The sequence below is a fragment of the Paraburkholderia sp. BL10I2N1 genome (assembly GCF_004361815.1).
GTDB lineage: Bacteria > Pseudomonadota > Gammaproteobacteria > Burkholderiales > Burkholderiaceae > Paraburkholderia.
Genome location: NZ_SNWA01000001.1, coordinates 665,621 through 692,168 on the forward strand (window position 1 = coordinate 665,621; position 26,548 = coordinate 692,168).

Genomic DNA, 26,548 nt, shown 5'->3' on the forward strand with positions numbered 1-26,548 from the left:
GCCTCGCGCCCGGTTACGTACGACACACCACCTGGGTTCCCTTGCCTGCTGATCTTGCCGGCTCATCTGCCTACCCGAGTATGGACGACACCGCCGCCTCACTGGATATCTGGCTCGTGCGCGTGCTGCGCACGCTGCTTGTCGAGCGTAGCGTCACGCAAACCGCCCTGCGGCTGAACCAGACGCAGCCCGCGATCAGCACCGCCTTGCGCAGACTGCGCGAAACGCTGAACGATCCGATTCTCGTGCGGGGCAAGGCCGGCATGGTGCCGACCGAATACGGCGAGTCGTTGCTCGCTTCGGCACAGCGGGTACTGCGTGACGTGGATTTCGTTGCCACGCCGCACGGCGACTTCGATCCGGCGCGCTCGCGGCGCACGTTCCGGGTCGCGGCGCCCGACTATCTGAACGATTTTTTCATGCCGACCGTGATCGCCCGTTTCCGGGAAGCGGCGCCCCATGCGCGTCTGGAGATCGACTCGCTGTATCCGACGCTCGATCACACGGCCGCCCTCGACGCAGGCGAACTCGATCTGGTGATCGGCAACTGGCCCAGGCCTGATACGCGCTTCGAACGCAGCGACCTCTTCTCCGACACCGTGGTCTGCCTGATGCGCGCCAATCACCCGCTCGCGCTGGCCCCGCTCACGCGCGAAGCGTATCTGGCTGCCGCGCACCTCGCGCCCACGCCGTACACCGGCGCGAGCGCCAGCGCGATCGATCTCGGTCTCGCGAAAGCGGGGGTCGCGCGGCGTATCGTGACCACGCTGCCCTACTTCGGGCTCGTACCTCAGGTGCTGCTGCAATCGGATCTGATCTTTACGACGACACGCCGCTTCGCTACGCACTACGCGAACATCCTGCCGCTGGCGGTCGTGGAGGCGCCGGTCGCGTTTCCGCGCATCAAGTGTTATCAGATGTGGCATCCGCAGCCGGACCGGCCAAGCGATGTCGGCTGGCTGCGTGGATTGATGGCGCGGGTGTCGGACGAACTGGTGACGCGCGGGACGGGGCGGGCGAGGAAGCGCGCCCTGTCGGTGAAGGCGGTGAAGGCGGCCTCTGCGGTCAGTTGAGTACCGCGAAGGGCAAGCGTCGATCGGCGTCACGCGGCGGCGTCGTGCGACCGCGGGCGACCTGCTTCGGGTGATAACGCTTCCTCAAACCCTTTCCAGCGAAGCGACGCAAGGCACACGCGCCGCCTGTTGCGACCGCACCTTGAACAGTTCGGCGGACACGGCAACCGCGATCGACGTCGGCGCCTTGTCAACGATGCCGGGCAAACCGATCGGACAGGTCATCTCGCAGAGCCGTTCCGGATCGATGCCGCGTCCAATCAGCCTGCGCTCGAATTTCACGCGCTTTGTCTTCGACCCGATCATTCCGAAGTAGGTGAAGTCGCGCCGCCGCATGATGCGCGCCGCGAGCGAAAAATCGAGCGCGTGGTTGTGCGTCATCACGAGGAAGTACGCGCCTTGTGGTGCGTCGTCGACGATGGCTTCGGGCGTGTCGGTGGCTTCGATCTGCACGTTTGCCGGCACTTCGTCGGGGAACAGTTCGTCACGTTCGTCCACCCACTGCACCACGCACGGCAGGCGCCCCAGCAGCGCCACCAGCGCGTGGCCGACATGACCCGCGCCGAACAGCACGACGCGCATCGGCGGCAGAACCGGTGCGGCCAGGCCGCGCCGGCCGATCTGGACGGGAGGGTGTGCGTTCATTGCCAGCATCTTTGCGACTCCAGCTTTCAGCGACGATCCGCTGTCGCGGCCCGCACTGCGTTGACGGCCTTGAGAATTTCCTCGCTGGTCGCGGGCGCGTTGAGTGCCGGATTGACCTTGTAGTCGCCGACGCTCGCCACCGCATCGCGGATCGCAAAGAACACCGAGAACGGCAGCAGCAACGGCGGCTCGCCGACCGCCTTCGAGCGGTGGATGCTGTCTTCCGCATTCCGGTTCTTGAAGAGGTTGACGCGGAAGTCCGGCGGCGTGTCGTTGACGGTCGGAATCTTGTAGGTGGACGGCGCGTGCGTCATCAGCTTACCGCCAGGGTTCCACCACAGTTCTTCGGTCGTGAGCCACCCCATACCCTGAATGAAGCCGCCTTCAACCTGACCCACATCGAGCGCCGGATTCAGCGACGCGCCCACATCGTGCAGCGCGTCGGCGCGCAGCACGCGCATTTCGCCGGTGAGCGTGTCGATCACGACTTCCGACACAGCCGCGCCATACGAGTAATAGTAGAACGGGCGGCCCTGCAGCTTCGCCTGGTCCCAGTAGAGCTTGGGCGTCGCATAGAAGCCGTCCGACCACAACTGCACGCGCGCAAGATACGCCTTCGCGACGATCTCTTCGAACGGCACGACGGCATCGCCCACCACGACGCTATCGGCGGCAAAGCGCACGCTCGCGGCGCTCACCTCGCCCGCGCCGAAGCGCTCGGCGGCGAACGCTGCAAGGCGTTCGCGCAACTGGCGTGCGGCATCCTGCGCGGCCTTGCCGTTCAGGTCGGAACCTGTCGATGCGGCCGTCGCGGAGGTATTCGCCACCTTGCTCGTGTCGGTCGCGGTGACGCGCACGCGGCTGAACGGAATGCCGAGTTCGTGCGCGACGACCTGCGCCACCTTCGTGTTCAGCCCCTGGCCCATCTCGGTGCCGCCGTGATTCACGAGCACCGAACCGTCGGTGTAGATATGAACGAGCGCACCCGCCTGGTTGAAGTGCGTGACGTTGAATGCGATGCCGAACTTGACCGGCGTCAGCGCGAGACCCTTCTTCAGCACCGTGTTGCTTGCGTTGAATTCGCGCACGGCGTCGCGGCGGGCGCGGTAGTCGCTGGTGGCTTCGAGCTCGTCGAGGAGTTCGTGGATCACGTTGTCTTCGACGGTCTGGCCATACGGCGTCAGATTGCGTTCGGTCTTGCCGTAGAGGTTCCTGCGGCGCACATCGAGCGAATCGAGCCCGAGCGAGCGCGCCACATCGTCGATGACGTATTCGATCGCGAAGCCGCCCTGCGGTCCGCCGAAACCGCGAAACGCGGTGTTCGACTGCGTGTTCGTCTTGCCGCAGAAACCGGCGATAGACACATCCGGCAGCCAGTACGCGTTGTCGAAGTGACAGACAGCGCGCGTCATCACCGGGCCGGACAAGTCGGCGGAAAAGCCGCAGCGCGAGGTCATGTCGACCGATACGCCGGCGATCAGGCCGTCGTCGTCGTAGCCCACTTCATACGTGTAGTGGAAATCGTGGCGCTTGCCCGTGACCATCATGTCGTCGTCGCGGTCCGGGCGCAGCTTCACGGGGCACAACAGCTTCCATGCAGCGAGCGCTGCACAGCAGGCAAAGAGGCCCGATTGCGACTCCTTGCCGCCGAAGCCGCCGCCCATGCGCCGGCATTCGACCAGCACGTTATGCGACTGCACGCCGAGCAGGTGCGCGACGAGATGCTGCATTTCGCTTGGGTGCTGCGTCGAGCACCAGACATGGATGCCGTCGTCGTCCTTCGGCACCGCGTACGAGATCTGACCTTCAAGGTAGAACTGTTCCTGTCCGCCAAGCGTCATCTCGCCGGCATCGCGATGCGCCGCGCGCGCGATTTTCGTGCAGGCGTCGCCGCGCGCGAGTTTCATCGGCGGCAGCACGTACGAATTCGCGGCGCGCGCCTGCTGCGCGGTCAGGATCGCCGGCAGTTCTTCATAGACGACCTGCGCCCGGCGCGCAGCGAGCCGTGCCGTTTCGTGCGAGGTCGCAACGACAATGAACATCGGTTGACCGACGTATTGCACGACGCCGTCCGCGAGCACCGGGTCGTCATGGATGATCGGGCCGCAGTCGTTGGCGCCGGGAATGTCGTCGGCCGTGAAAACGGCGACGACGCCGGGCGTTGCGCGCACCGCGTCGAACGACATCGACACGATTCTCGCGTGCGCCTTCGCCGACAGACCGAGCGCGGCATGCAGCGTGCCGGCGACGACCGGAATGTCATCGGTATAGGTGGCGCGGCCGCTCACATGCAGATGCGCGGATTCATGGGGGCGCGACACATGGACCTGCGTGAAATTCTTGAGGTCCTCGAGCTCTCGGGCGTCCGTCAGGAACGGTTCGGCGTGCTGGTTCATTCGAATGGGTCTCCGTATCCTCGAGGTTCTTCAGGCGCCTGCGGCTTGCACTGCGCGCACGTCGAGCGCTTCCTTCGGCAGCGGATCGTGCGGACGCGTTTCAAGCCAGAAGCGGTACAACGTGTTCTTCGCCGCGTCGAGGCGATACGTGTCCGTCGCGCGCATGTCGGAGAGCGGCGCGTAGTCGTTCGCGAGCGCGATCATCGCGACCTGCGCGGTGGCTTCGTGCCAGTCGGCGTCTTTCAGCACGGCTTCGGCGTGCGTCGCGCGCTTCGGCGTCGCGGCCATGCCGCCGAACGCGATGCGTGGTTCGCGGATCGTTTCGCCATCGGCGATAAACGAAAACGCCGCGCAGACCGCCGAGATGTCGGAGTCGAAACGCTTCGAGATCTTGTAGGTGCGGAACTGGAGATTCTTCCGGGCGCCGGTGCGCGTCGGCACCTTCAGGCCGACGACGAATTCGTGCTCCGCCATATCCTTCTTCTGATAGGCGAGGTACAGATCTTCGAGCGGCAGTTCACGTTCAGTTTCACCGCCACGCAGCACGACGCACGCACCAAGCGCGATCAGGCCCGGCATCGAATCGCCGATCGGCGAGCCGTTCGCGATGTTGCCGCCGAGCGTGCCCGCGTTGCGGATCGGCAGCGACGCGAAGCGCTGCCACATTTCCGTCAGTTCGGGATAGTGATTCGCGAGTTCGCCATAAGCGCTTTCGACGGTCACGCCCGCGCCGATCTCGATCCAGTCAGCCGAAGTCGCGATCCGCTGCAGCGCTTCGATCTGGCCGACGTAGACGATGTTGCCGAGATCGCGCATCTGCTTCGTGACCCACAGGCCGATGTCGGTGCTGCCCGCGAGAATGCGCGTGGCTGGCTGCGCGGACTTGATCTGCGCGAGTGCACCGATCGTGCGCGGCGCCTCGAACTGCTGGCCGGCATGTTCATAGTGGAAGGTGTGGTCGCGTCCGAGCGTGGCGAGCGTGCGCGCGAGTGCGGCGACATCGACCGGCGCTTTCGGCGCGGGCGCCTCGAACATGCGCACCGCGGCATCGACGATCGGCCGGTAGCCGGTGCAGCGGCACAGGTTGCCCGTCAGCGCGTTGCTGATATCGGCGCGCGACGGCACCGTTTTGTTCGCGCAGCTTTGTTCGTGACCATGCTTCTCGTACAGCGCCCACATCGACATCACGAAGCCCGGCGTGCAAAAGCCGCATTGCGAGCCGTGACAGTCGACCATCGCCTGCTGCACCGGATGCAGCGAGCCGTCAGGCTGGCGCAGGTCTTCGACCGTGAACAGAGCGCGGCCATCGAGCGTCGGCAGGAACTGGATGCAGGCGTTGACCGCCTTGAAGTTGACGCCGCCCGCTTCGTCGCGCTCGCCGATCACGACCGTGCAGGCGCCACAGTCGCCTTCGGCACAGCCTTCCTTGGTGCCGGTACAGTGCGCGTCCTCGCGCAGGTATTGCAGGACGGTACGGGTGACAGGCGCATCGCTGACTTCGCGAATCGCGTTGCGGTGGTAAAAGCGGATCGGCTGGCTCATGGTTCTTCCCGGTTTTGTGCGTCCACGGGGTCAGTGCTACGCAATGGTTCGAAAACTAACACCATCAATATTCACAACCCATAGGCTGAATCGCATGCGGGACATATCGTCAGCGCGATAAATTGCGTAAGGAATTTCCGTACGCGCTTATGCAGACATGTCGTTTTCAGACTGTTTTTGGCTTATTTATTGATTTTCTGCAGGCGACGTCGGCACGGCGGACTGCGTGCAAACCGCGCCGCCAGGCGGATTGGCGCGCCTAAGACTCAAATTGCGTTCGGCACCTGTTTTTCTGACCGCGAATAAATTAAGCAGCTTCTGCACAAGAACCGGTTCCATGGGAAAATCACGCCTTCCTGCCGTTTTCAAGTCTCGTTTTCCCCATGTCCGCCGACTCAGCCACATCCCGCAGCGAATTTGCGACCACGCTCCATATCATTCCGGTCGTGTTTTTCACGTTCCTTTGCTATCTGACGATCGGAATTCCGCTCGCGGTCCTGCCGGGCTACGTACACAACGACCTCGGATACAGCGCGATCCTCGCGGGACTGGCGATCAGCGTGCAGTACTTCGCGACGCTCGCGTCGCGCCCTCTCGCGGGGCGCTCGGCCGATACGCTCGGGCCGAAGAAGACCGTCTCGATCGGCCTGGTCGGCTGCGGGGTGAGTGGCGTGCTGCTGCTGCTCGCCGTGCTGTGCGGACGTTGGCCTGTGGCGAGCCTGACGCTTCTGGTGCTCAGCCGGCTTGTGCTCGGCTTCGGCGAGAGCCTGTGCGGTACCGGCGCGATTCTGTGGGGCATCGGCCGGGTCGGTACGACGAATAACGCGCGGGTGATTTCGTGGAACGGCATCGCGACCTACGGCGCGCTCGCGATCGGCGCGCCGCTTGGCGTGGCGATCGTTCATGCGGTCGGATTCGAGGCGCTGGGCCTTGTGGTGGTCACGCTCGCGGCGCTTGGCTACTACCTCGCCCGGCTGATTGCCGCGGTGCCGCTGGTACACGGCGAGCGGATGTCGTATCGCAGCGTGTTCACCTGTGTGCTGCCGCATGGGATCGGGCTCGCACTCGGCTCGGCCGGCTTCGGCTCCATTGCGACCTTCATCACGCTGTTCTATGCCGCCAGGCACTGGCCGAATGCGGCACTTTCGCTGACCGTGTTCGGCACCATGTTCGTCGGCTCACGCCTCCTGTTCGCCAATACGATCAAGACGTATGGCGGGTTTCGCGTGGCAATAGCGTCGTTTTCGTTTGAATGCGTGGGCTTACTGATGTTGTGGCTCGCGCCTGAGCCTCATTTTGCGCTTGCCGGTGCAGCGTTGACGGGCTTCGGTTTCGCGCTGGTTTTCCCCGCTCTCGGTGTCGAAGCGGTCGCGCTCGTGCCGCCGGCGAGCCGTGGGGCGGCGCTGTCGGCCTATTCCGTGTTTCTCGATCTGTCGCTGGGAATTACCGGGCCGCTCGCGGGATATATCGCTGGAGAGTTCGGGTACGGGTCGGTGTTTCTGTTCGCCGCGGTCGCCTCGGCCGCAGCCGTCGCGCTTTCGACCATGCTGTATCTGCGCCACACGCGGGTGCCGAATGCACCCGCAGCGACCTGACCTTCCTGCAGGCCTCGCTTAAGGCCCACGCAATAGTCAACGGGCGATACGCGCGGCAGCACGGCACGCGTATCCGTTCACTTTCAGCGCGCCGCCGAAGCGCGCGAACCACCTGATAGCGACTTCTCCAGCGCCGCCACGCCCGCCGGCAGATCGACTGCCACGCCGAGATCGACCATTGTGCGGCCCAGCGCGTGAAGCGTCCTGAACAGGTTGTGCTCCCGGCACTGCTCGCCCATCTGTCCGATGCGCACAATCGGCAAGCCGAACGATCCTGAGATTTCCACCTGATGCTGCCGCGAGATGTGGCCGCAGATGTCGCCCGGACTCAGTCCCGCCGGCACCTCGATACCGACCACCGAATTCAGACGGCAATCGCGCGGTGTATAGAGTTGCAGGCCGAGCGCCGTGACGCCCTCCTGCAGAGCGACTGAGCACTTCAGATGGCGGGCGAAACGCCTCTCGAGCGTTTCCGCGCACACGAGCCGCAACGCCTCGTGCAACGCGAGGACGCCCGACACCGGTGCCGTGTAGTGATAGCCGGCGTTGTGCCAGAAGTTTTCCGCGAGCGATGCATCGAGGCACCAGTGTGCATTCGGCTGGCTGCGGTTTTTGACGCGCTCCCAGGCGGTATCGGAAAACGCGATCAGCGACACACCGGGAATCGACGACAGGCCCTTCTGCCCACCCGTGATCACTGCATCGATACCCCAGGCGTCCATTTCGAGGGGCATGGTGCTGAGCGTGCAGACCGCATCGACGACGACGAGCGCGCCTGCTGCCTTCGCCAGCGCGGCGACATCTTTCAGATGGTGATTCCAGACCGTGTTCGACGTTTCGCCCTGGACGATCGTGACGATTTCCGGACGCTCGCGGCGAATGGCATCAGCTACCTGTTCGAGGCTGGCCACGGATCGATCCGCGACGTCGAGGATGGCGACGTGTGCACCGACGCGACGACCCATTTCAGCCATCCGTTCGCTGAAGAAACCGTTCTTGATCGCGAGTACACGCGTGCCCGTCCAGGCGAGATTGGAGATGGCCATTTCCATCGCGGCCGAACCTGGGCCCGCGACGCCGAGCACCCATTTCGAATGAGTCTGAAAGACGTAACGCGCCATCGTTTTGACCTGGCCGATCACCTTGACCATCGTGCCACCCAGGTGATTGATGACGATCGTGTTCGCCTTGGCCACCGCGGCGGGAATCGGCACCGGGCCTGCGCCCATCATCAACAGCGGTTCTTCGGGGAGGATGGCGTCGAGGGATTCGACATCGGGGCAAGGGATGGTTGTCGACATGGTGAGATCGGGTGCTTTTTGCCTTGCAGGCGGCTGGTTTTGCGGGCTGCTGGCCGTGGTGGCGGGAATCGTTGATGATTCACCCATCTGGGGGTTTGTGCAAGTTTCCTGGTTTTGGTTTGGTGCCTTTCCTTGATTTGTTGCCTTTCCTTGAATTGCTTCTGGTTTATTGGCGTCGCCCCTGTGCGGGGCGGCACCTACTTTTCTTTGCCTTGCCAAAGAAAAGTAGGCAAAAGAAAGGCGCCGAAAACTCGTCTATTCCTGGTGTGCGGCCAACGGGGAATGGCAACTCATGAAGTGTCGCCCTCGCAAGGAAGCGACACAGGTGCTACGCCAGACCGTCCCTCGCACAGCAGCGCCAGCGACAAAGGGCTCATTCATCCGACTCCGCACTGCGTGCGTCGCCGTGCGGCACCGCGCCTTTTGCATATCTCTTCGCAGCCAATATTGGCCTGCAGCCGCACGGTTTCGGCGTCGCTGAGCCCGAGCTTCGCGATCGCTTGAGACGCCGTGCCCATCACGGCGGATTCGGTCGCCGCGCCGGCGAGCAGTCCGGAAGCTGTGCCCGGGTCTAACCCAAGCAACGCCACCGCGATCATGACGAGTGCCGTCACGGAAACGATTTCAACGACGGATAACAGCCCGTAACGCCACCCTCGTCCAATATTGGCAAAGAACTGCGCACCGCCAGTAAAACCCGGCGCAAAAATGAATAGCGCGAATGCAATGTTTTTAAGGTCGAGGGCAATGCGGGCGCCGGTCTGCCCGAGTACCAAAGCGACGATCAGCGTGCCGCATACGCCGCCCAGCTGGATCGGACCGATCTTGAAGGAGCCGATGAAGTATCCGAGCGCGAGGCTTGCGAACAGCGCAATCTCTGGTTGAAACCTGAGCAAATCAGCGATCATATGCCGGTTTGCTCTTTAACCGGGTTATTTAGCAAAAAGCATAAAAAATGCGAAATAAAACGATGTCAAATGAATCGGTTACAACTTACGAACGAGCGCAATCATTCCGGCACGGAGGCTGAATAACCTTGATTGCATTCAATATTTATTCCGCTGCGATGGCGGAACCAGCAGATGCCCGGCGGATGCAGGGTAAAAGCGACAATGGCGCGAACCACTCGTCTGGCGTGTCAGACATCGATTCCTCGTGAAGTTGTCCAGCAACTCGGGAAAACCGCTATCCGTACTGATAAGCCGTATATATGTCGATTCGATTACCGTAAGCCAACAACTTTTCTGGCGGTCCATTACCGCGAAGCAACACGCCGGCTTGTGAAATTGTCAAATTTCACCGCTGTTTTAACTAAATATTGTAAATCCTCGCAACTGTCAATATTATTTTTAACCGGAGACGCATTTTTGCAGACGAGCCGATCGTTCTGGTAATCGGCCCGCTGAATGCCGTAAGGCCAACTCCGCACGGCTTTGCCGTGCAAATACGAGGCGAAATCCCATGAACCAGATTCATGCCATGCGCGTATTTGTCAGAGTCGCCGAGACCCAAAGTTTTCGCCGCGCAGCCCAGCAGCTCGATGTATCGAATGCGCTCGTCACCCGATACGTAGCCATGCTCGAAGCCCATCTGCAGACCAGGCTCATTAACCGCACAACCCGCAACCTCGCTCTGACCGAAGCCGGCAACCGCTACCTGGAAGGATGCCGCGGACTGCTAGAGGAACTCGATCACCTGGAAAGCACCGTCGCCCACTCCGACCGCGAGCCGAGTGGCACGTTGCGCGTGGTGGCCTCGGGCGAGTTGTCGCTGCTGGCGCTCACGCCTTTGCTTAACGGCTATAGCCGCCTCTATCCGAAAGTCCGGATCCGCCTCACGGTCGCGGAGCGTCATGTCGATCTGGTTGAAGACGGCTACGACGTCGGCATCGTTACCGCGTTCATGGTGACGGGCACGGAACTGGTCGAACGGCCGATCGGCACCAACACGCTCGTGCCGTGTGCGTCGCCTGCCTGGCTCGCCGAACACGGCGAGCCGCGCACGCCTCAGCAGCTCGCGCAGCATGCGTTCGTCGCGCTGCCCGCCGACCAGCGCAGCCCGACGTGGCATTTCGCGAGCGCCAACGGACCAGCCGAACAGGTCACGTTGCAACCGTCCTATACCGTCAACAGCGCGTTGATGGTGCGCCTTGCGGCGCTCGCCGGCATGGGGGTGGCGATCCTGCCGTCGCAACTCGTCGCTGATGATCTGGCCTCGGGTGCCCTGAAGCGTGTCGTGCCGGACTACACGGTGGATGATCCCGAGGCGAAAGTGTCGATCGTCTATCCGAGCCGGCAATACCTGCCCACGAGGACGCGCGCGTTCATCGATTACGCGCTCGAGCACTTCGCTCTCGGCAAGGCCACGTCGGCTGCGCCCGCGCCTGCGCCCGCAGAACCGGTCCTCGCGGATCTGCATGAGATACCGGGCGTATAGCGGGCATATAGCGGGCGTATCGTCATCGCTGGGGGTACGGGGAAGAGGGTGGGATCTTTTTCGAAGATCACTCGAACCTGCCGCTGCAGGACGACGTGCTTGCGCGCCTCTTGATGTTCCCGAACGTGATCGTCACGGCGCATCAGGCGTTCTTCACCCGCGAAGCGATGAACGAAATCGCCCAGACGACGCTCAACAACGTGAAGGCATGGCGCGAATTTGCGCCTGTGAACGTCGTTCAGGGGCGCAACTGAGCGGCGGTGGCCGCTTCGACGGCCGCCCGCGCCTCGTCGGACGCACCGCACATCTGGTGCAGCAACGCCGCTTCGCGCTCATGCACTTCGACCGGAAAGCAGCGGGCGCCCGCGGCCTCCAGATAGCGGGCACGGTGCTGGCCATTGCGAAATCCCACCACGCCTTCGCGCTCCAGTCCGACCCATCCGGACAGTCCGCGCGCGCGACGGGTCGTGACGGTGACATACGGCATCTCCGGCACGCGCACGTTGTCCGGATCGAGAAACTCACGGATGCCGCGTATCTTCCCGGAATGCCATTCGTTGACCGGTCTGAGCACGTAATCGGTGTCATCGCGATCGGCGCATACGAGCAACCGGCGAGCGTCCACCAGCACGACTTCGTGGCGTGCGCCTTCGGCGGCGAAGACACGCTTCAGGCGCACGTGGTCGTAATACGGATGGGCGCCGAGCGGCACGATCCAGAACGGTTGGGCAACCGGCTGCACTGCATTCGACCCGGACAGGTTATTGGACACTGGCACGGCGGCCTCAATATGCCGGGCTCAGGCAACCGGCCAGTTAAAAAGCTGCTCACAATAGTGTTCGAATGTGAAAATCATGTGACATCAGGCCCCCACTCACTACATTTGAGCACCGCCAGGGTGCGCGCGCTTGCCTCTTCCGCGGCCTGACGCGAGGCACGGAGACAGTCATGACCACGGAAGCCTTCGGTGAACACGTCCGGATCGAACCTGCCGACGCCGTCGCCACCATCGTCCTCGAGCGGCCGGCGCGCCGCAACGCGGTCGACCGTCCGACCGCCGAGGCGCTCAGCGCCGCGTTCCAGCGCTTCGAGACAAACGCCGCGTGGCACGCGGCGGTGCTGTTCGGCGCAGGCGGTACGTTCTGCGCGGGCGCGGACCTGACCGCGCTCGCCGACGACACCCGCCGCAACGAACTGCATCCCGATGGCAGCGGCCCGGGGCCGATGGGTCCGACGCGCATGGCGCTCACGAAACCGGTCATCGCCGCTATTGCAGGATACGCCGTCGCGGGCGGTCTCGAACTGGCGGCAATGTGCGATCTGCGGGTCGTCGAGGACGATGCCGTGCTCGGCGTATTCTGCCGGCGCGTCGGCATTCCGCTGATCGACGGAGGGACGATCCGGCTGCCCCGGCTGATTGGCCTGTCACGGGCGCTGGATCTGATCCTGACCGGCAGGCCGGTCGATGCGCATGAAGCGCTCGCTTTCGGCCTCGCGAACCGAGTGGTGCCGACAGGCACCGCGCGCAAGGCGGCCGAACAACTGGCCGCGGAACTGGCGGCCCTTCCCCAGGCCGCCCTGCTCGCCGACCGGCGCTCCGCGCTCGACAACAGCCCGCTCGACGATCTGGCCGAAGCGTTACGCCGCGAAGGTGCGGGAGGCTACCCGGCCGTGTTCGAAGAAGGTGTCGCTGGCGCCGCGCGCTTCGCGGGTGGTGCCGGGCGACACGGGGATGTCGTATAGGTCCCCCGGCCCCCCGGCCAGCGCATGACACGTATCTCCGGACAGCCCAGCCGATTCCCGTAGAAACGCCTCGCCCCTGCTCGCCCAGCCAGGCGCGCCAGGGCGCGGTATGTCGCGAAAAAATAACAGGTCGATCCGTCCCCAGCACCTTACTATTGGCTTAGGTACAATCCCCTACTGATTTACCCTTGCCGGCGCTTGCGCTCTTCGCCCCGAAAACGCACGCCCGCTCCTGCCTGCCGCGCCGAAGCTCCCCATCATGCCTTTGCCCCTCCTTGCCCTTGCTGTTGCCGCGTTTGGAATCGGTACCACTGAATTCGTCATCATGGGCCTCCTGCCCGACGTCGCGCGCGATCTGTCCGTGTCGATTCCGGCCGCCGGCATGCTGGTGTCTGCTTACGCGCTCGGCGTGACGATCGGTGCGCCGATCGTCGCGATCGCAGTGGCGAACATGCCGCGCAAGAAGGCGCTGATGAGCCTGATCGGCGTGTTCATCGTCGGCAATCTGCTGTGCGCGGTGGCGCCGGGTTATGGCGTGCTGATGGCCGCGCGCATCGTCACCGCGTTCTGTCACGGCGCGTTCTTTGGCATCGGCTCGGTGGTGGCCGCTGGTCTCGCGGCGCCCAACCGTCGCGCGCAGGCAATCGCGCTGATGTTCACCGGCCTCACGCTCGCCAACGTGCTCGGCGTGCCGCTCGGCACCGCGCTCGGCCAGGCGGTGGGCTGGCGGGCGACGTTCTGGGCGGTGACGGGTATCGGCGTGCTGGCCGCAGCGGCGCTCGCTGTCTGCCTGCCGGCGAAAATCGAGATGCAAAAGGCAAGCCTCCTGCATGAATTCAGCGTGCTGAAAAACCCGCAGGTGCTGATGGTGATGGGCATCAGCGTGCTCGCTTCGGCAAGCCTCTTCTCGGTGTTCACCTACATCACGCCGATTCTCGAAGACGTCACCGGCTTCACGCCGCACGCCGTCACGATGGTGCTGCTGCTGTTCGGGCTCGGGCTGACCGTCGGCAGCACGCTCGGCGGCAAGCTGGCGGACTGGCGGCTGATGCCGTCGCTGCTCGCGTTCCTGCTTGCGCTCGGCATGGTCCTGACCGTGTTCGCCGGTACGATGCACGCCGCGGTTCCCGCGATGATCACGATCTTCGTCTGGGGCGTGCTCGCCTTTGCAATCGTGCCGCCGCTGCAGATCCTGATCGTCGACCGCGCGAGCGCCGCGCCGAATCTGGCCTCGACGCTCAATCAGGGCGCCTTCAATCTCGGCAATGCGACGGGCGCGTGGCTCGGCGGCATGGCGATCGGCGCGGGCTTGCCCTTGACGTCGCTGCCGTGGGTCGGTGTCACGATGGTGAGCGGCGCACTCGCGTTGACACTCTGGTCCGTGTCGCTCGAGCGCCGCGCGCAACGGACCGCCCTTCCGGGATCGGCTGGAGCAGCCTGAACACGACATCCGCGTAGTAGCATCTGGCCCGATGAAGGCTATCTTTACGCGCGATTTTCTCGCGCTGATCCTGAGCGTCGCGGTCGTCGGACTGGGTACCGGCGCGACGCTTCCCCTTACCGCATTGGCCCTGACGCAGGCAGGCTACGGCAGCGATGTCGTCGGCCTGCTGACGGCTGCGCAGGCCGGCGGCGGCCTCATCGTCGTACCGTTTGCCGGCTGGATCGCGGTGCGATTCGGCGGACGACGGGTCATCGTTGCCACGGTGGTGATCGTCGCTATCGCCACCGCGTTGATGCAGGTCACGTCGAACCTCTTCGTCTGGGCTGTGCTGCGCGTGCTGTGCGGCGCCGCGCTGATGATGCTCTTCACCATCAGCGAAGCCTGGGTCAACCAGCTCGCCGACGATGCGTCGCGCGGCCGAGTTGTCGCGATCTATGCGACCAATTTCACGCTGTTCCAGATGGCGGGGCCGGTGCTGGTGAGCCAGATTTCGAATCTGACGGACTGGCGCTTCCTGCTATGCGGCGTGATCTTTCTGACGGCGCTGCCGATGCTGGCGACGATCCGCGTCGCGCCGCACGCAGGCGGACAGAAAGAAGCCCACGACAGCTGGAAGCGTGTGTTGCCGCAGATGCCGGCGATTGTGATCGGCACGGGCTTTTTCGCGCTGTTCGACACGATCGCGCTGTCGTTGATGCCGCTCTTCGCAATGTCGCATGGGATGGAGGCCGAAGTCGCGGTGCTGTTTGCATCGGCGATCCTGCTCGGCGATACGACGATGGCTTTCCCGATCGGCTGGCTGGCTGACCATCTCGGCCGCGAGCGCGTGCATATCGGTTGCGCGGTGATTGTCGTACTCCTGTTGCCCTTGCTGCCCTGGGCGGTGTCATCGCCATGGCTATGCTGGCCGCTGCTTTATGTGCTCGGCGCGGCGGCTGGGGCCATCTATACGCTTTCGCTCGTCGCGTGCGGTGAGCGGTTTCGCGACGCGGCGCTGGTGTCGGCCAGTTCGCTCGTGGGTGCTTCGTGGAGCGCGGCCAGTTTCGGCGGCCCGCTCGTGGCCGGCGCGTTGATGAAGAGCGAAGGCAATGACGCGATGGTCGGCGTGCTGCTTGCCAGTGCGCTGGCGTTTCTCGGCGCGGCGCTGTGGGAGCGGCGGCGAATGGCGGTGCGCGCCTCGCAGTAACGCCGGCTCGTGCGCGCGCGCCACCTCACAGGCGCCTGGAAGAACAGGGGAAACCGCAGCGGCCGGTCTCCCTTCCCCCGCTCACCGATGCGCCGGCAGAATCTCTCCGGCGCAAGTGCCAAAACCCACCCGGTAGCCGTTGCCCTGACACCAGCCGCCGAGCGTCAGCTCGTCGCCGTCCTCGATGAAGGTGCGGGTGCCGCCTTCCTTCAGCTCGAGCGGCTTCTTGCCGTTCCACGTCAGTTCCAGCAGACTGCCGAACGAGTCTTCCGTGGGTCCGCTGATCGTCCCCGATCCCATCAGATCGCCAACCCGCGTGTTGCACCCCGACACCGTGTGATGCGCAAGTTGCTGCGCCATCGTCCAGTACATGTGACGGAAGTTCGTGCGCGCGATGGTGGTCACCTGGGATGCCGCTTTCGGCTTCAGTTGCACTTCAAGGGCGATATCGAACGCATGCGGGCCGTCGTGATGTAGGTAGTCGAGCGGCTGCGGTTCCTGCGCCGGCTGCGCGACGCGGAACGGTTCGAGCGCGTCGAGCGTGACGATCCACGGCGAGATCGTTGTCGCGAAGGTCTTCGCGTTGAACGGCCCGAGCGGCACGTATTCCCACTGCTGGATATCACGTGCGCTCCAGTCGTTCAGGAGCACCATGCCGAAAATATGCGCCTCAGCGTCCTTGCACGCGACCGGCTCGCCGAGCGCATTGCCGCGCCCGATGATGAAGCCCGTCTCCAGTTCGATGTCGAGCTTCCGGCACGCGCCGAACACCGGGCGCTCCGCGTCGGGCAGCTTCAGCTGTCCGTTCGGGCGCCGCACCGGCGTGCCGCTCACGACCACTGACGACGCCCTTCCGTTGTACCCGATCGGCATCTCCGACCAGTTCGGCAGCAGCGCATTCTTCGGGTCGCGGAACATCGAGCCGACGTTCGTTGCATGCTCCTTTGACGAATAGAAATCCGTGTAACCGGGAATCTCGACGGGCAGATACAGCGCCGCATCGGCGAGACGCACCAGCGCACGGTCGCGCAATGCGGCGTCATCGCGCAACGTTGCAGTGTCGCGCGCGAGCAGGCTGCTCAACTGGATCCGCACGCTGCGCCATGCGTCGCGACCCAGTGAGATGAAATCGTTGAGCGCATCACGTTCGAACACGCCTTGCGCCGACGCCGGCAGGCGCAGCAAGCCAGCGTTTTCCAGAACCGGCAGATCGACGACACAATCGCCGATCGCCACACCCACGCGCTTCGCGGGATTCTTCCTGTCACTGAAGATACCGAACGGCAGGTTCTGGATCGAAAAGTCGCAGGCGGGATGGTTTGCCGTCTCGACCCAGCTTTTGCGCGACGGATCGAGCGTCGCCTGAAGATCGCTCAATGCGTTCATCGTTGCTCCGGATTGAAGTGTTTCTTGAGACCCTGCCAGCACTCGAAGTAATGCGCCTGCAGTTGCGCGGTTTCGAGCGCGAAGCGCGTCGGCCTGATCAGGTTGCGGGTTTCGAACATGAAGGCCATCGTGTCGCCGACCTTGTGCGGCTTCGACGTGTCGCCGTGCGACGCCTTCTCGAACGTCTCCGCGTCGGGACCATGCCCCGACATGCAGTTGTGCAGGCTCGCGCCGCCCGGCAAGAAACCTTCGGCCTTGGCGTCGTACACACCGTGCACGAGGCCCAGGAACTCGCTCGCGACATTGCGGTGAAACCAGGGTGGGCGGAACGTATCTTCGGCGGCAAGCCAGCGCGGCGGGAAGATCACGAAGTCGAGCGTATCAACGCCCGGCGTGTCGCTTTGCGCCTGCAGCACCAGGAAGATCGACGGATCAGGATGATCGAAGCTGATCGAGCCGATCGTGTTGAAGCGGCGCAGGTCGTATTTGTATGGCGCGTAGTTGCCGTGCCAGGCGACCACATCGAGCGGCGAATGGCCGATATCCGCGCGCCACAGGTGGCCGTTCATTTTCGCCACCAGTTCGAACGCGCCCTCGTGATCTTCGTAGGCAGCATGCGGCGTGAGGAAATCGCGCGGATTGGCGAGGCCGTTCGAGCCGATCGGCCCGAGATCCGGCAGGCGCAACTGCGCGCCGAAGTTCTCGCAGATATAGCCGCGCGCCGCGCCGTCCGGCAGCGCGACCGAGAAGCGCACGCCGCGCGGAATGACGGCGATCTCGAAGGGTTCGATATCGAGGCGGCCGAGTTCGGTTGCGATATGGAGACGCCCGTCCTGCGGCACGATCAGCAGTTCGCCGTCGGCCGTGTAGAAAAAGCGGTCTTTCATCGACCGGTTCGCAGCGTACAGATGAATCGCGCAGCCGTTCATCGCTTCTGCCGAGCCGTTGCCGGCCATCGTCACCCAGCCGTCGATGAAATCAGTCGGCTCCACAGGCATCGGCAACGGGTCCCAGCGCAGCTGGTTGGGCGGCGTCGGCGGCATGTCGGCGAAATTCGCCACCAGCTGGTGCGACGGTATCGGCGTGAACGGCGGATGCACGGCCGCCGGGCGGATGCGGTACAGCCACGAGCGGCGGTTGTGGCCGCGCGGCGCAGTGAACGCCGTGCCCGAGAGCTGCTCCGCATACAGCCCATAGGCCGCGCGCTGCGGCGAGTTGCGCCCGCGCGGCAACGCGCCGGGCAGCGCCTCAGTCGCAAATTCGTTGCCGAAGCCCGACTGATAGCCGAGTTCGATTTCATGTCGCGTAGACGTGTTGTTCATCAGTGTCTCCGAGAAACCTCGGCCTTCAGGCCGGGGAGGTAAGGAGACGGTTTTGACGTTGCTTCCGTGCTCCATTTAACGTCTTCAAGCATGCCCATGGTATTGTGTGAAGAATGGACATCAAGCGTGCATACCGATTCCGGTTCTATCCCACGCCCCAGCAGGAAGTGATTCTTGCCCGGACGTTTGGATGCGCACGCTTCGCCTATAACCACATGCTCCGGCAACGCACCGATGCGTGGTATGAGCGGCAGGAACGCATGGGTTATCACGAGACCTCCGCGGCGTTGACGGCGCTCAAAAGGACCGAAGAACACGCGTGGCTGAACGAAGTGAGTTCGGTGCCGGTGCAGCAGGCGCTTCGGCACCTGCAAACCGCGTTCGCCAACTTTTTCGCCAGGCGTGCGAAGTACCCCACTTTCAGGCGCAAGGATGGCCCGCAGTCGGCCGAATACACCACGAGCGCTTTCAGGTGGGACGGCACCACGCTCAAACTGGCGAAGATGGATGCGCCGCTCGCGATCCGCTGGTCACGCACGATCCCCAGGGGCGCGAAGGTAACGACGGTCACCGTGTCGAAGGACACGGCAGACCGATACCATGTCTCAATGCTTTGTGACGACGTGGTGAGCGCGCGCCCTGCCGTCGCTGGAAAGATCGGCATCGACCTCGGGCTCACGCACTTCGCGAGTCTGTCGACCGGCGAGAAGATTGCCGCGCCGAATGTGTTCCGCAAGAACGAGGAGAAACTCGCGAAGCTGCAACGGCGCCTCGCGAAGAAGCTAAAGGGCTCGGCCAATCGCAGGAAGGCCAGGCTCAAAGTCGCACGCATGCATGCCAGGACGGCAGACGCCCGCAGGGACTTCCTGCACAAACTTTCGACCCGGTTGATCAACGAAAACCAGGTGATCGCCATCGAAAGCCTGTCCGTCAAGAACATGCAGAAGAACCGTTGCCTGTCGAAGTCGATCAGCGATGCGAGCTGGTCCGAGTTCACACGACAACTGGAGTACAAAGCGCGGTGGTATGGGCGCACGCTGATCGGTATCGACCGCTGGTATCCATCCAGCAAGCGATGCAGCGATTGCGGGCATACCGTCGCCAAAATGTCGTTGAAGGTCCGTGCATGGACATGCCCGGAATGCGGGTCGATCCACGATCGCGACGTCAACGCTGCGCGTAATGTTCTGGCCGCCGGACTGGCGGTGTCAGCCCATGGAGAAAGCGTAAGTCCCATGTCCCTTTGAGATGATGTTGGGTTGCGTTCTGTGAAGTGGGAATCCCCTTCCGTCAGGTAGGGGAGATGTCAAGCAGATTCTCCATGGATACTCAGGTCGCGCGCGCTGTCGCCGCGCCACGCTGCAACGTCACACCGGCCAACGCGAGGACGAAGAGGGCCGAGCACAGCACCGGCACCGCGGCCGCGTGAAAGAGCGACGCATTCGACCAGTTGAGCGCAATCAGCTGGCCGCCGATGAGCGGCCCGATCACCGAGCCGATCCGACCGATGCCGAGGCTCCAGCCGATGCCGGTCGAGCGCAGCGAAGTCGGGTAATAGTGACCGGCAAGCGCGTTGACTGCCGGCTGGCCGCCTACGACGCAAAAGCCGCCCGCGAACACGACGACGAGGAGCCACGGCAGCGCGTGTGCAACCGTGCCGATCGCACCGACTGTCAACGCCGCGCCGACAAAGCAGACAAACAGCACGCGCACAAATCCGAAGCGTTCGATGAACCAGCCAAGCAGCAGCGTGCCCACCACGCCGCCCGTCTGCAGCACCGTGCCGACGATCACCGCCGTGGAAGGCGAATAGCCTGCGTCGCGCATCACCGTCGGCAGCCAGTTGGACAGAAAGTACAGGTCGATGAGGTTCATGAAGCTGATCGCCCACAGGATCAGCGTCACCCGGCCGCGCCCGGCGCGAAACAGTTCGGCGACCGGTGCGCCGTCATCTGCTTTTTCGCGCACGACGATGCGGGTGTTCCCGTCGATCGGCAGCGCTGGATCGAACTTCGCGAGCCACCGTCTTGCGCGCCCGGTGTGCCCCTTGAGCACGAGGAACTGCAGCGATTCGGGCAACGCCACGAGCATCGCGAAAGCGAGCAGCAGCGGCACCGCGCCGCCGACCCAGAACACCGCTCGCCAGCCGTAAGACGGAATCAGCGCCGCGCTGATGAAGCCGCCGAGCGCTGCCCCCACCGTAAAGCCGCACGACACGAGCATCATGCGCTTCACGCGATGTACGGGCGTCGAGAATTCGCCGACCAGCGCCATGGCGTTCGGCATGATGCAGCCCAGCCCGAGGCCGGTAATGAAGCGCAAGGCAATCAGCGTGGGGATGGTCGTCACGAACGGCGTCGCCAGCATGGACAGCGCGAAAAAGAAGGTGGCGCCGATCAGTACTGGCCGGCGGCCGATGCGGTCGGCCAGCACCGACAGCCCTAGCGCGCCCAGCAGCATGCCGAACAGGCTCGCGCTGAACACCGGCCCGAGCGCGGCCTTCGACACGTGCCATTCGCCGATCACGCTCGGCGCAACATACCCCATCGCCTGGGCGTCGAAGCCGTCGATCACGAGACACAGCCCGCACAGCGCGAGCAGCAGGAAATGGAAGGCCGGATGACGCGTTTCACTGAGCACACGCTCGACTTCGATGACGGGGGAAGGCGCCGGATGGGCCGTCATGGGTTGTCTCCTCGTTCTCGCTGGTCGTTTGGTCGACCGGGATGCCTGGTTCGGGAAGGCTCCCTCATTCGGCAGCCGACCCTGTAATTTACGTATAGTAAAACTAATTACGGATAGTGAAATTAACGTAAACCCTGAACAGACTCTGCCACCGCACTATCGATATATGGATTTTGTTCATGTCGCCGGGGCACTCGCTGCTACCATCGAGGGATGCGGCAACGCGCCGCGATATCGATGCGCCGCACCGGCCACCCATCCGAATCCATGATCCCGCCGACCATTCCCGAACTCGTCGCCCGTGCTGCCAGCCACCCGTTTCTCGGCGAGCATCTGGCGATGGGAACGGCTGATCAACATGACTACGCAGTCGCGCACCACGACAACATCGTCCTGGGCAGCGCCTACGAGCCGATCTTCGATATCACCGTGCATGCGCTCGCGCAGTCGCTTTCGTCGGCGCCCGAAAGCGTCGACCGGTTCGGCGATGAACTGGGATTTCAGGCGTTCACGCAGCGCATTGACGGCGAGCCGTTCGACGCATTCGAACGCGTCGCCGACGATCAACAACTGGTGGCGCTGGACCGGATGTCACGCGCGCTGCACGCGATCAACTTCTTTGGCGCGCAGCGTCACGGGCTACTGTTTCTCAAGGTTCACGAGCGGCTTCTGAAGAGCGTGAAATACGATCACGGGCGGCACTTTTCGGATGTGCTGATCTCGTTCGGACTCAATCCGGCGCGTGTTGTCATCGAACTGCCGTCGGCGGCCGTCGCGCATCGGACCTTCCTTGGCTATCTGACCAAGAGTTATCAGCGCCACGGCTTCAAGGTGGCGGGCAACCTTCAGAACGCAGGGCAGATCCTGGCGGTGTCGGATATGGCGCGGCTCGACTTCATCAAGATGGACGCCAGCACGGCACTCAGAGATTCAACGGTGAAACCGCTCGTTGGCTATGCGGGACGGCTGAAGATTCCGCTGATCTTCGATCACGTCGCGAGCGAGCATCAGTTCGACCTTTTGCAGCAGTACGATGTGCGGTTCGTGCAAGGGACGCTGTTCGCGGCGCGCGATCAGGCGGTTTGAGGCGGGCAACTGGTTTTCTGCCGGTGCCTTGACTGACCGGGTTCGTCGTCTTTTTTCGGGTCTTTTCGCCAGGTGCTTTGAGCCCCTCAAAAAATGGCGCGCCGGATGCCTGGCTCAGGCCGTGTCGCCAAGCCGGCGCGCGAGCGTCTTCAGACGCGGCGCAACGCTCTCCCGGAACACATCCACGCCCATCGACGAAGCCGGCCCGCTGCAACTCAGTACGAGCCAGCGGCCTTCACGCGGCTCGCGAAATGGCACGGCGACCGCGTTCACGTCGTCGTGCCAGTCGCGAAACGAATAGCAGCAGCCTTGTGCCGCGAAGGTTTCGATTTCCCGCTCTGCACCGGCGACAAGCGCCGCCCCGCTCCTGCCCGCCGCCTTCTTCAGCTCGGCCAGCAAGGCCGCACGCACGTCGGGCGGCTGCACCGCCAGATATGCGCGGCCCATCGAACTGGTGAGCATCGACAGCTTCGAACCGGATGCGAGACCCAGCGTCAGCGCGGTTTCACTGCGGATCGTCTCCAGATAGATCATGTCCATCCCGTCACGGCAGCCGAGCGACACCGCCGCGCCCACTTCACGCGCAAAGGTCCGCATGTGCGGCCGGGCCAGTTCGAGCGTGTCGGTGCCGGACAACAGCGCGAAGCCCAGCGACAGCACGCCGGCATCGAGCGCGTACTTGCCCAGCGCCTCGTCGAAGCGCAGATAGCCAAGCACTGTCAACGTATAGGCGAGACGGTTGACAGTCGCCTTCGGCAAACCCGTGCGTTCGACAAAGTCGCGATTGCCGAGCATCGACTCCCCCGGACGGAACGCGCGCAGCAGATCAAGCCCGCGAGCGAGAGCAACGACGAATTTGCGTTCATCGAGGGGATCGGAAGGGGTAGATATCGGCGTCATCGGGTGGTACACTCAAATCTCATTTGCAAAACATTGTTCCGCAGTGCGGAACTTAAGTCAAGCAGAAAAGTCAGGGAATCAGGAGAGACACATCATGGCCGACGCCGCGCAGTTTCATTGGGAAGACCCGCTGCTCCTCGATCAGCAGCTCACCGAAGACGAACGCATGGTGCGCGACGCCGCAGAGGCGTACTCGCAGGACAAGCTGGCTCCGCGCGTGCTCGAAGCCTTCCGTCACGAAAAGACCGACATCGAAATCTTTCGCGAGATGGGCGAACTCGGCCTGCTCGGCCCGACGATTCCCGAACAATACGGCGGCCCCGGCCTCAATTACGTCAGCTACGGGCTGATCGCACGCGAGGTCGAACGTGTCGATTCGGGCTATCGGTCGATGATGTCAGTGCAGTCGTCGCTCGTGATGGTGCCGATCTTCGAATTCGGCTCCGATGCGCAAAAATCGAAATACCTGCCGAAACTCGTCACCGGCGAATGGATCGGCTGCTTCGGCCTCACCGAGCCGAACCATGGCTCGGATCCGGGCAGCATGGTCACGCGGGCGAAGAAGGTCGACAGCGGCTATTCGCTGTCCGGCTCGAAGATGTGGATCACCAATTCGCCGATCGCCGATGTCTTCGTCGTATGGGCGAAGCTGGAGGAAGACGGCAAGGATGAGATTCGCGGCTTCATCCTCGAGAAGGGCTGGAAAGGCTTGAGCGCACCGGCCATCCACAGCAAGGTCGGCCTGCGTGCATCGATCACCGGCGAGATCGTGCTCGACGAAGTGTTCGTACCCAAAGAAAACATTCTGCCGAACGTGAAAGGCCTGCGTGGGCCGTTCACCTGCCTGAACTCGGCGCGCTACGGCATCGCCTGGGGTGCGCTCGGGGCGGCGGAATCGTGCTGGTACACGGCCCGGCAATACGTGCTCGACCGCAAGCAGTTCGGCCGGCCGCTCGCCGCCAACCAGTTGATCCAGAAGAAGCTCGCCGACATGCAGACCGAAATCACGCTCGGCCTGCAAGGCGTGCTGCGCCTCGGACGAATGAAGGATGAAGGCACCGCCGCCGTCGAAATCACGTCGATCATGAAGCGCAACTCATGCGGCAAGGCGCTGGATATCGCGCGTCTCGCCCGCGACATGCTTGGCGGCAATGGCATTTCCGACGAATTCGGCATCGCGCGACATCTCGTGAACCTCGAAGTGGTCAACACGTATGAAGGCACGCACGATATCCACGCGCTGATTCTCGGCCGTGCGCAGACTGGGATCCAGGCGTTTTTCTGACCTTTGGCGCGAGGTCTGCGGTTAAATCAAAACCCCACGTTCGGAACCGAACGTGGGGTTTTTGTTTTTGCTTGTGCCTCCGGCATTTGCCGGCTGGCTTATTTGTCCGGCTGCGGCGTCATGCGCAGATAAGGACGCAACGCCTTGTAGCCCTTCGGAAACTTCTGCCGGATCACCTCTTCGTCCTTCAGTGACGGCACGATCACCACGTCGTCGCCCTGTTTCCAGTTGCCTGGCGTCGCGACGGAATGGTAGTCGGTGAGTTGGAGTGAATCGATCACACGCAGCACTTCGTCGAAGTTACGGCCCGTACTGGCCGGATAGGTGATGATGAGACGCACCTTCTTCTTCGGGTCGATCACGAAGAGCGACCGGACCGTGAACGTCTCGCTCGCGTTCGGATGGATCATGTCGTAAAGCTCTGACACCTTGCGGTCGCCATCGGCCAGAATCGGGAAGCCGACGCTCGCCGCCTGCGTCTCGTTGATATCCCTAATCCACTCCTTGTGCGACTCGGCGCTGTCAACCGACAGCGCGATCGTCTTCACATTGCGCTTTTCGAACTCGCTGGCGAGCTTCGCCGTCAGACCGAGTTCCGTCGTGCAAACCGGCGTGAAATCGGCAGGATGCGAAAACAGCACGCCCCAGCTATCGCCCAGCCATTCGTGAAACTTGATCCGGCCAATACTCGAATCCTGCTCGAAATCGGGTGCGACGTCGCCAAGACGTAGACTCATAATCCTCTCCTTGAAGTGTTCGATTGGTCCGACCAGGATTAAACCTGCGGGATCCGCAAAATTAGAGCATACGGAATGCGGCTTGCACAGCTAACGAAGATCCCTTCACTACTTTATGAGTTTTTGTAATTTTCTCTGGTTTGAGCGAAACTTTGCGTGCCAGATCAACTCCATCAGAATACGATTAGTCGCCCGCCTCTTTGTGGCGCCGGCGATTCGATGGCAGTGCAGATTCCGGGAACGGTTTCTGCGAAAAGATTGGCAAACGACGCGCTGCGCTCGCCAGCAACCGTTTCTTTAGTTAGGATTAAACGCGTAGCGTGACACGAAGGGAGCTGTCAATGTCGGAAGTCAACAAGGAGAGATTGATGTCGGATATCAAAACAGTCCTCGCGGACGCTGAAGACCTGCTCAAGCAGGCCGCGAGCGCCACGGGCGAGCGCGCTTCGGAACTGCGTGAAACGGCGCTCACACGCCTGAAGCAGGCGAAGGAAAAGGCGGCCGACGTCCAGGTCGTCGTCGTCGAAAAGGGCAAGAAGGCCGCGCGCGCCACCGATGACTACGTGCACGAGCATCCGTGGGCGTCCATCGGCATTGCGGCTGGCGTCGGCGTACTGGTCGGCCTGCTGATCAATCGCAGGTAATCCAGGCTTTGCCGCCCCAAGCGCCGGTCCACGGTCCGGCGTGCTGCTGACATGGTTGACCGGTGCGCGCCTGGCCGGTCCGCTTCTTCTGGCGCATCTCCAGCATTTCCACTCGCAACGCGCTTAAGCCATGACGATCGATACAAAATCGCAGCGCGCGGACCACGGGCCAGTGCGACGCATCCTCAGCTCTGTATTCGCGATCCTGCAGACGCGGCTCGAACTCATCGGCATCGAACTCGCCGAGGAGAAAGACCGTCTGCTCACCGTTCTCTTTCTCGGGATCGCGGCAATGATGCTCGCCATGTTGGCGCTCATTGCGCTGACGGCCCTTGTCGCCATTGCCTTTTGGGACACCTACCGCTGGCAGGCGCTGGCCGCCATAACAGCGGCTTATGCACTCGCCGCCGTGTTCTGTGGTGTGAAAGCGCGCAACGGATTGCACCACGCACCTGTCGTTTTCGAAGCCACGCTGAACGAGTTCGAAAAAGATCGCGAGATGTTCCGCAAGCCGTGACGCGTGCTCGAGCTTAGGTGTCCGCCCGTCCCGTTCTACGATCCACAGCCGCCCGCCAATCACTCATGAGCCAAACCCGCCAGGACCACGCATTTCGCAGCAGCCCGCGGCCCTCGAAGAATCTGAGCGCCCCCCATCTGCGCGCACTGCGCAAGGAGCTGCTGCTCGTCCGTGCGGACGTCGAGCGTGCGGAACTCGTGCATGCAATCGTCGAAGTGCGGCGGACGGTGACACATTTCAGCTGGCTCAGATTCCTTGTGCCCGGCTTTGGCGGCATGGGCCGGGGCTCGGCAAAGAAAGGCGTGGGCGCCGTCATTGGCCGGTTGCTCAAGCAGTACCCGCTGCTGAGTTCGCTTGTTTCTATGCTGCTGGCGAAACCTCTCCGTCGGACCGTCGCCGCGAGCGCCAAGCCGGTGCTGAAATGGGGCAGCCTTGCGTTTGCCGCATGGGAGGCGTATCGGATCTGGCAGCAGGTCAAGGAAAGCAGCGCCGATACTAAACCTGACGCCCCTGATTCGGGCGGCTCGCGCAACGGCGGCCAATCCCGGTTGTGAGCGAACGGGCGCGAGTTGCACGTGCGTATTCCCCGTTGTGGCGCCAAGGCAGGCCGTCGACAGGCGAGTCG

Annotated in this window: 22 protein-coding genes and 2 pseudogenes; 13 read left to right on the top strand and 11 right to left on the bottom strand. The window is 63.2% G+C overall.

From position 1 onward, the window contains the following. Positions 1-80 precede the first annotated feature (80 nt). Positions 81-1,073 carry a LysR family transcriptional regulator gene (locus tag B0G77_RS03115; protein WP_133660798.1) on the top strand — a complete coding sequence of 331 codons (993 nt, stop codon included), beginning with the start codon at positions 81-83 and terminating at the stop codon, positions 1,071-1,073. 84 nt (positions 1,074-1,157) lie between these two features. Here the strand turns inward: B0G77_RS03115 and xdhC are convergent, their stop codons facing one another. From xdhC to xdhA, 3 genes are read right to left on the bottom strand one after another with little or no spacing between them, the layout of a single operon-like run. Continuing rightward, positions 1,158-1,718, bottom strand: a complete 561-nt coding sequence (gene xdhC, locus B0G77_RS03120; RefSeq protein WP_243751097.1) for a xanthine dehydrogenase accessory protein XdhC — start codon at positions 1,716-1,718, stop codon at positions 1,158-1,160. Positions 1,719-1,744: 26 nt separating this feature from the next. Then, positions 1,745-4,114 (bottom strand): xanthine dehydrogenase molybdopterin binding subunit, encoded by a 2,370-nt coding sequence (gene xdhB, locus B0G77_RS03125; protein ID WP_133660800.1) that lies wholly within the window; start codon positions 4,112-4,114, stop codon positions 1,745-1,747. 30 nt (positions 4,115-4,144) lie between these two features. Beyond that, on the bottom strand, positions 4,145-5,656 hold the full coding sequence (gene xdhA / locus B0G77_RS03130) for a xanthine dehydrogenase small subunit (protein WP_133660801.1): 1,512 nt from the start codon (positions 5,654-5,656) through the stop codon (positions 4,145-4,147). Positions 5,657-6,039: 383 nt separating this feature from the next. On the opposite strand from xdhA, the gene B0G77_RS03135 reads away from it, so the two are divergent. Next, a complete protein-coding gene (locus B0G77_RS03135) occupies positions 6,040-7,251 on the top strand; it encodes an MFS transporter (RefSeq protein WP_133660802.1) in 1,212 nt (403 codons plus the stop codon). Positions 7,252-7,334: 83 nt separating this feature from the next. Here the strand turns inward: B0G77_RS03135 and B0G77_RS03140 are convergent, their stop codons facing one another. Continuing rightward, positions 7,335-8,552 carry an aminotransferase class V-fold PLP-dependent enzyme gene (locus B0G77_RS03140; protein ID WP_133660803.1) on the bottom strand — a complete coding sequence of 406 codons (1,218 nt, stop codon included), beginning with the start codon at positions 8,550-8,552 and terminating at the stop codon, positions 7,335-7,337. A 443-nt stretch (positions 8,553-8,995) separates the two neighbouring features. After that, positions 8,996-9,460: pseudogene (locus B0G77_RS03150) on the bottom strand (aspartate-alanine antiporter); the annotation flags it as partial. Positions 9,461-10,013: 553 nt separating this feature from the next. On the opposite strand from B0G77_RS03150, the gene B0G77_RS03155 reads away from it, so the two are divergent. Beyond that, complete coding sequence (locus tag B0G77_RS03155) at positions 10,014-10,988, top strand: LysR family transcriptional regulator (RefSeq protein WP_133660804.1); 975 nt, start codon at positions 10,014-10,016, stop codon at positions 10,986-10,988. Between the two features lie 41 nt (positions 10,989-11,029). After that, positions 11,030-11,242 (top strand): annotated as a pseudogene (locus tag B0G77_RS03160) (2-hydroxyacid dehydrogenase); the annotation flags it as partial. On the opposite strand, the gene B0G77_RS03165 reads toward B0G77_RS03160, so the two are convergent. Beyond that, positions 11,227-11,766, bottom strand: a complete 540-nt coding sequence (locus B0G77_RS03165; protein ID WP_133660805.1) for a hypothetical protein — start codon at positions 11,764-11,766, stop codon at positions 11,227-11,229. The pseudogene B0G77_RS03160 and the gene B0G77_RS03165 sit on opposite strands and share 16 nt — an antisense overlap. 170 nt (positions 11,767-11,936) lie before the next feature. Here B0G77_RS03165 and B0G77_RS03170 point away from each other — a divergent pair, with 170 nt between their 5' ends. The 3 genes from B0G77_RS03170 (at position 11,937) to B0G77_RS03180 (ending at position 15,361) form a co-directional block, all read left to right on the top strand. Further along, positions 11,937-12,731, top strand: coding sequence for a crotonase/enoyl-CoA hydratase family protein (locus B0G77_RS03170; RefSeq protein ID WP_133660806.1), 795 nt, complete (start codon positions 11,937-11,939; stop codon positions 12,729-12,731). A gap of 259 nt (positions 12,732-12,990) precedes the next feature. Then, positions 12,991-14,172, top strand: coding sequence for an MFS transporter (locus B0G77_RS03175; RefSeq protein WP_133660807.1), 1,182 nt, complete (start codon positions 12,991-12,993; stop codon positions 14,170-14,172). Between the two features lie 31 nt (positions 14,173-14,203). Then, positions 14,204-15,361 carry an MFS transporter gene (locus tag B0G77_RS03180; RefSeq protein WP_133660808.1) on the top strand — a complete coding sequence of 386 codons (1,158 nt, stop codon included), beginning with the start codon at positions 14,204-14,206 and terminating at the stop codon, positions 15,359-15,361. An 81-nt stretch (positions 15,362-15,442) separates the two neighbouring features. Here B0G77_RS03180 and fahA read toward each other — a convergent pair whose 3' ends face one another. Continuing rightward, entirely contained in the window at positions 15,443-16,747 is a 1,305-nt protein-coding gene (gene fahA / locus B0G77_RS03185) for a fumarylacetoacetase (RefSeq protein WP_133660809.1), read from the bottom strand. Further along, positions 16,744-18,069: a homogentisate 1,2-dioxygenase gene (gene hmgA, locus B0G77_RS03190; RefSeq protein WP_133660810.1), complete on the bottom strand. Its 1,326-nt coding sequence runs from the start codon at positions 18,067-18,069 to the stop codon at positions 16,744-16,746. The genes fahA and hmgA overlap by 4 nt, the downstream gene beginning before the upstream one ends. Before the next feature lie 113 nt (positions 18,070-18,182). Between hmgA and B0G77_RS03195 the strand changes: the two genes are divergently transcribed. After that, positions 18,183-19,316 carry an RNA-guided endonuclease TnpB family protein gene (locus B0G77_RS03195; protein ID WP_133660811.1) on the top strand — a complete coding sequence of 378 codons (1,134 nt, stop codon included), beginning with the start codon at positions 18,183-18,185 and terminating at the stop codon, positions 19,314-19,316. Between the two features lie 82 nt (positions 19,317-19,398). Here B0G77_RS03195 and B0G77_RS03200 read toward each other — a convergent pair whose 3' ends face one another. After that, complete coding sequence (locus tag B0G77_RS03200) at positions 19,399-20,754, bottom strand: MFS transporter (protein ID WP_133660812.1); 1,356 nt, start codon at positions 20,752-20,754, stop codon at positions 19,399-19,401. Between the two features lie 267 nt (positions 20,755-21,021). Here B0G77_RS03200 and B0G77_RS03205 point away from each other — a divergent pair, with 267 nt between their 5' ends. Beyond that, complete coding sequence (locus tag B0G77_RS03205; protein ID WP_133660813.1) at positions 21,022-21,840, top strand: EAL domain-containing protein; 819 nt, start codon at positions 21,022-21,024, stop codon at positions 21,838-21,840. A 114-nt stretch (positions 21,841-21,954) separates the two neighbouring features. Here B0G77_RS03205 and B0G77_RS03210 read toward each other — a convergent pair whose 3' ends face one another. Continuing rightward, a complete protein-coding gene (locus B0G77_RS03210; RefSeq protein ID WP_133664021.1) occupies positions 21,955-22,740 on the bottom strand; it encodes an IclR family transcriptional regulator in 786 nt (261 codons plus the stop codon). Between the two features lie 94 nt (positions 22,741-22,834). Between B0G77_RS03210 and B0G77_RS03215 the strand changes: the two genes are divergently transcribed. Continuing rightward, on the top strand, positions 22,835-24,025 hold the full coding sequence (locus tag B0G77_RS03215) for an acyl-CoA dehydrogenase (RefSeq protein WP_133660814.1): 1,191 nt from the start codon (positions 22,835-22,837) through the stop codon (positions 24,023-24,025). Between the two features lie 98 nt (positions 24,026-24,123). Here B0G77_RS03215 and B0G77_RS03220 read toward each other — a convergent pair whose 3' ends face one another. After that, positions 24,124-24,762, bottom strand: coding sequence for a peroxiredoxin (locus B0G77_RS03220; protein WP_133660815.1), 639 nt, complete (start codon positions 24,760-24,762; stop codon positions 24,124-24,126). 341 nt (positions 24,763-25,103) lie between these two features. Between B0G77_RS03220 and B0G77_RS03225 the strand changes: the two genes are divergently transcribed. The 3 genes from B0G77_RS03225 (at position 25,104) to B0G77_RS03235 (ending at position 26,477) form a co-directional block, all read left to right on the top strand. Beyond that, the gene (locus B0G77_RS03225) at positions 25,104-25,406 is read left to right on the top strand and encodes a DUF883 family protein (protein ID WP_133660816.1); all 303 of its coding nucleotides are present in this window, start codon (positions 25,104-25,106) and stop codon (positions 25,404-25,406) included. Between the two features lie 130 nt (positions 25,407-25,536). Next, positions 25,537-25,923: a phage holin family protein gene (locus tag B0G77_RS03230; protein WP_133660817.1), complete on the top strand. Its 387-nt coding sequence runs from the start codon at positions 25,537-25,539 to the stop codon at positions 25,921-25,923. 65 nt (positions 25,924-25,988) lie between these two features. Then, positions 25,989-26,477: a DUF3318 domain-containing protein gene (locus B0G77_RS03235; protein ID WP_133660818.1), complete on the top strand. Its 489-nt coding sequence runs from the start codon at positions 25,989-25,991 to the stop codon at positions 26,475-26,477. The last annotated feature ends 71 nt before the right edge of the window (positions 26,478-26,548 follow it).

Excerpts from the sequence above, each read along its gene's own strand:
- B0G77_RS03115 (WP_133660798.1), top strand. The coding sequence starts at position 81 with ATGGACGACACCGCCGCCTCACTGGATATCTGGCTCGTGCGCGTGCTG.
- xdhC (WP_243751097.1), bottom strand. The coding sequence starts at position 1,718 with ATGAACGCACACCCTCCCGTCCAGATCGGCCGGCGCGGCCTGGCCGCA.
- xdhB (WP_133660800.1), bottom strand. The coding sequence starts at position 4,114 with ATGAACCAGCACGCCGAACCGTTCCTGACGGACGCCCGAGAGCTCGAG.
- xdhA (WP_133660801.1), bottom strand. The coding sequence starts at position 5,656 with ATGAGCCAGCCGATCCGCTTTTACCACCGCAACGCGATTCGCGAAGTC.
- B0G77_RS03135 (WP_133660802.1), top strand. The coding sequence starts at position 6,040 with ATGTCCGCCGACTCAGCCACATCCCGCAGCGAATTTGCGACCACGCTC.
- B0G77_RS03140 (WP_133660803.1), bottom strand. The coding sequence starts at position 8,552 with ATGTCGACAACCATCCCTTGCCCCGATGTCGAATCCCTCGACGCCATC.
- B0G77_RS03155 (WP_133660804.1), top strand. The coding sequence starts at position 10,014 with ATGAACCAGATTCATGCCATGCGCGTATTTGTCAGAGTCGCCGAGACC.
- B0G77_RS03170 (WP_133660806.1), top strand. The coding sequence starts at position 11,937 with ATGACCACGGAAGCCTTCGGTGAACACGTCCGGATCGAACCTGCCGAC.
- B0G77_RS03175 (WP_133660807.1), top strand. The coding sequence starts at position 12,991 with ATGCCTTTGCCCCTCCTTGCCCTTGCTGTTGCCGCGTTTGGAATCGGT.
- B0G77_RS03180 (WP_133660808.1), top strand. The coding sequence starts at position 14,204 with ATGAAGGCTATCTTTACGCGCGATTTTCTCGCGCTGATCCTGAGCGTC.
- fahA (WP_133660809.1), bottom strand. The coding sequence starts at position 16,747 with ATGAACGCATTGAGCGATCTTCAGGCGACGCTCGATCCGTCGCGCAAA.
- hmgA (WP_133660810.1), bottom strand. The coding sequence starts at position 18,069 with ATGAACAACACGTCTACGCGACATGAAATCGAACTCGGCTATCAGTCG.
- B0G77_RS03195 (WP_133660811.1), top strand. The coding sequence starts at position 18,183 with ATGGACATCAAGCGTGCATACCGATTCCGGTTCTATCCCACGCCCCAG.
- B0G77_RS03200 (WP_133660812.1), bottom strand. The coding sequence starts at position 20,754 with ATGACGGCCCATCCGGCGCCTTCCCCCGTCATCGAAGTCGAGCGTGTG.
- B0G77_RS03205 (WP_133660813.1), top strand. The coding sequence starts at position 21,022 with ATGATCCCGCCGACCATTCCCGAACTCGTCGCCCGTGCTGCCAGCCAC.
- B0G77_RS03210 (WP_133664021.1), bottom strand. The coding sequence starts at position 22,740 with ATGACGCCGATATCTACCCCTTCCGATCCCCTCGATGAACGCAAATTC.
- B0G77_RS03215 (WP_133660814.1), top strand. The coding sequence starts at position 22,835 with ATGGCCGACGCCGCGCAGTTTCATTGGGAAGACCCGCTGCTCCTCGAT.
- B0G77_RS03220 (WP_133660815.1), bottom strand. The coding sequence starts at position 24,762 with ATGAGTCTACGTCTTGGCGACGTCGCACCCGATTTCGAGCAGGATTCG.
- B0G77_RS03225 (WP_133660816.1), top strand. The coding sequence starts at position 25,104 with ATGTCGGAAGTCAACAAGGAGAGATTGATGTCGGATATCAAAACAGTC.
- B0G77_RS03230 (WP_133660817.1), top strand. The coding sequence starts at position 25,537 with ATGACGATCGATACAAAATCGCAGCGCGCGGACCACGGGCCAGTGCGA.
- B0G77_RS03235 (WP_133660818.1), top strand. The coding sequence starts at position 25,989 with ATGAGCCAAACCCGCCAGGACCACGCATTTCGCAGCAGCCCGCGGCCC.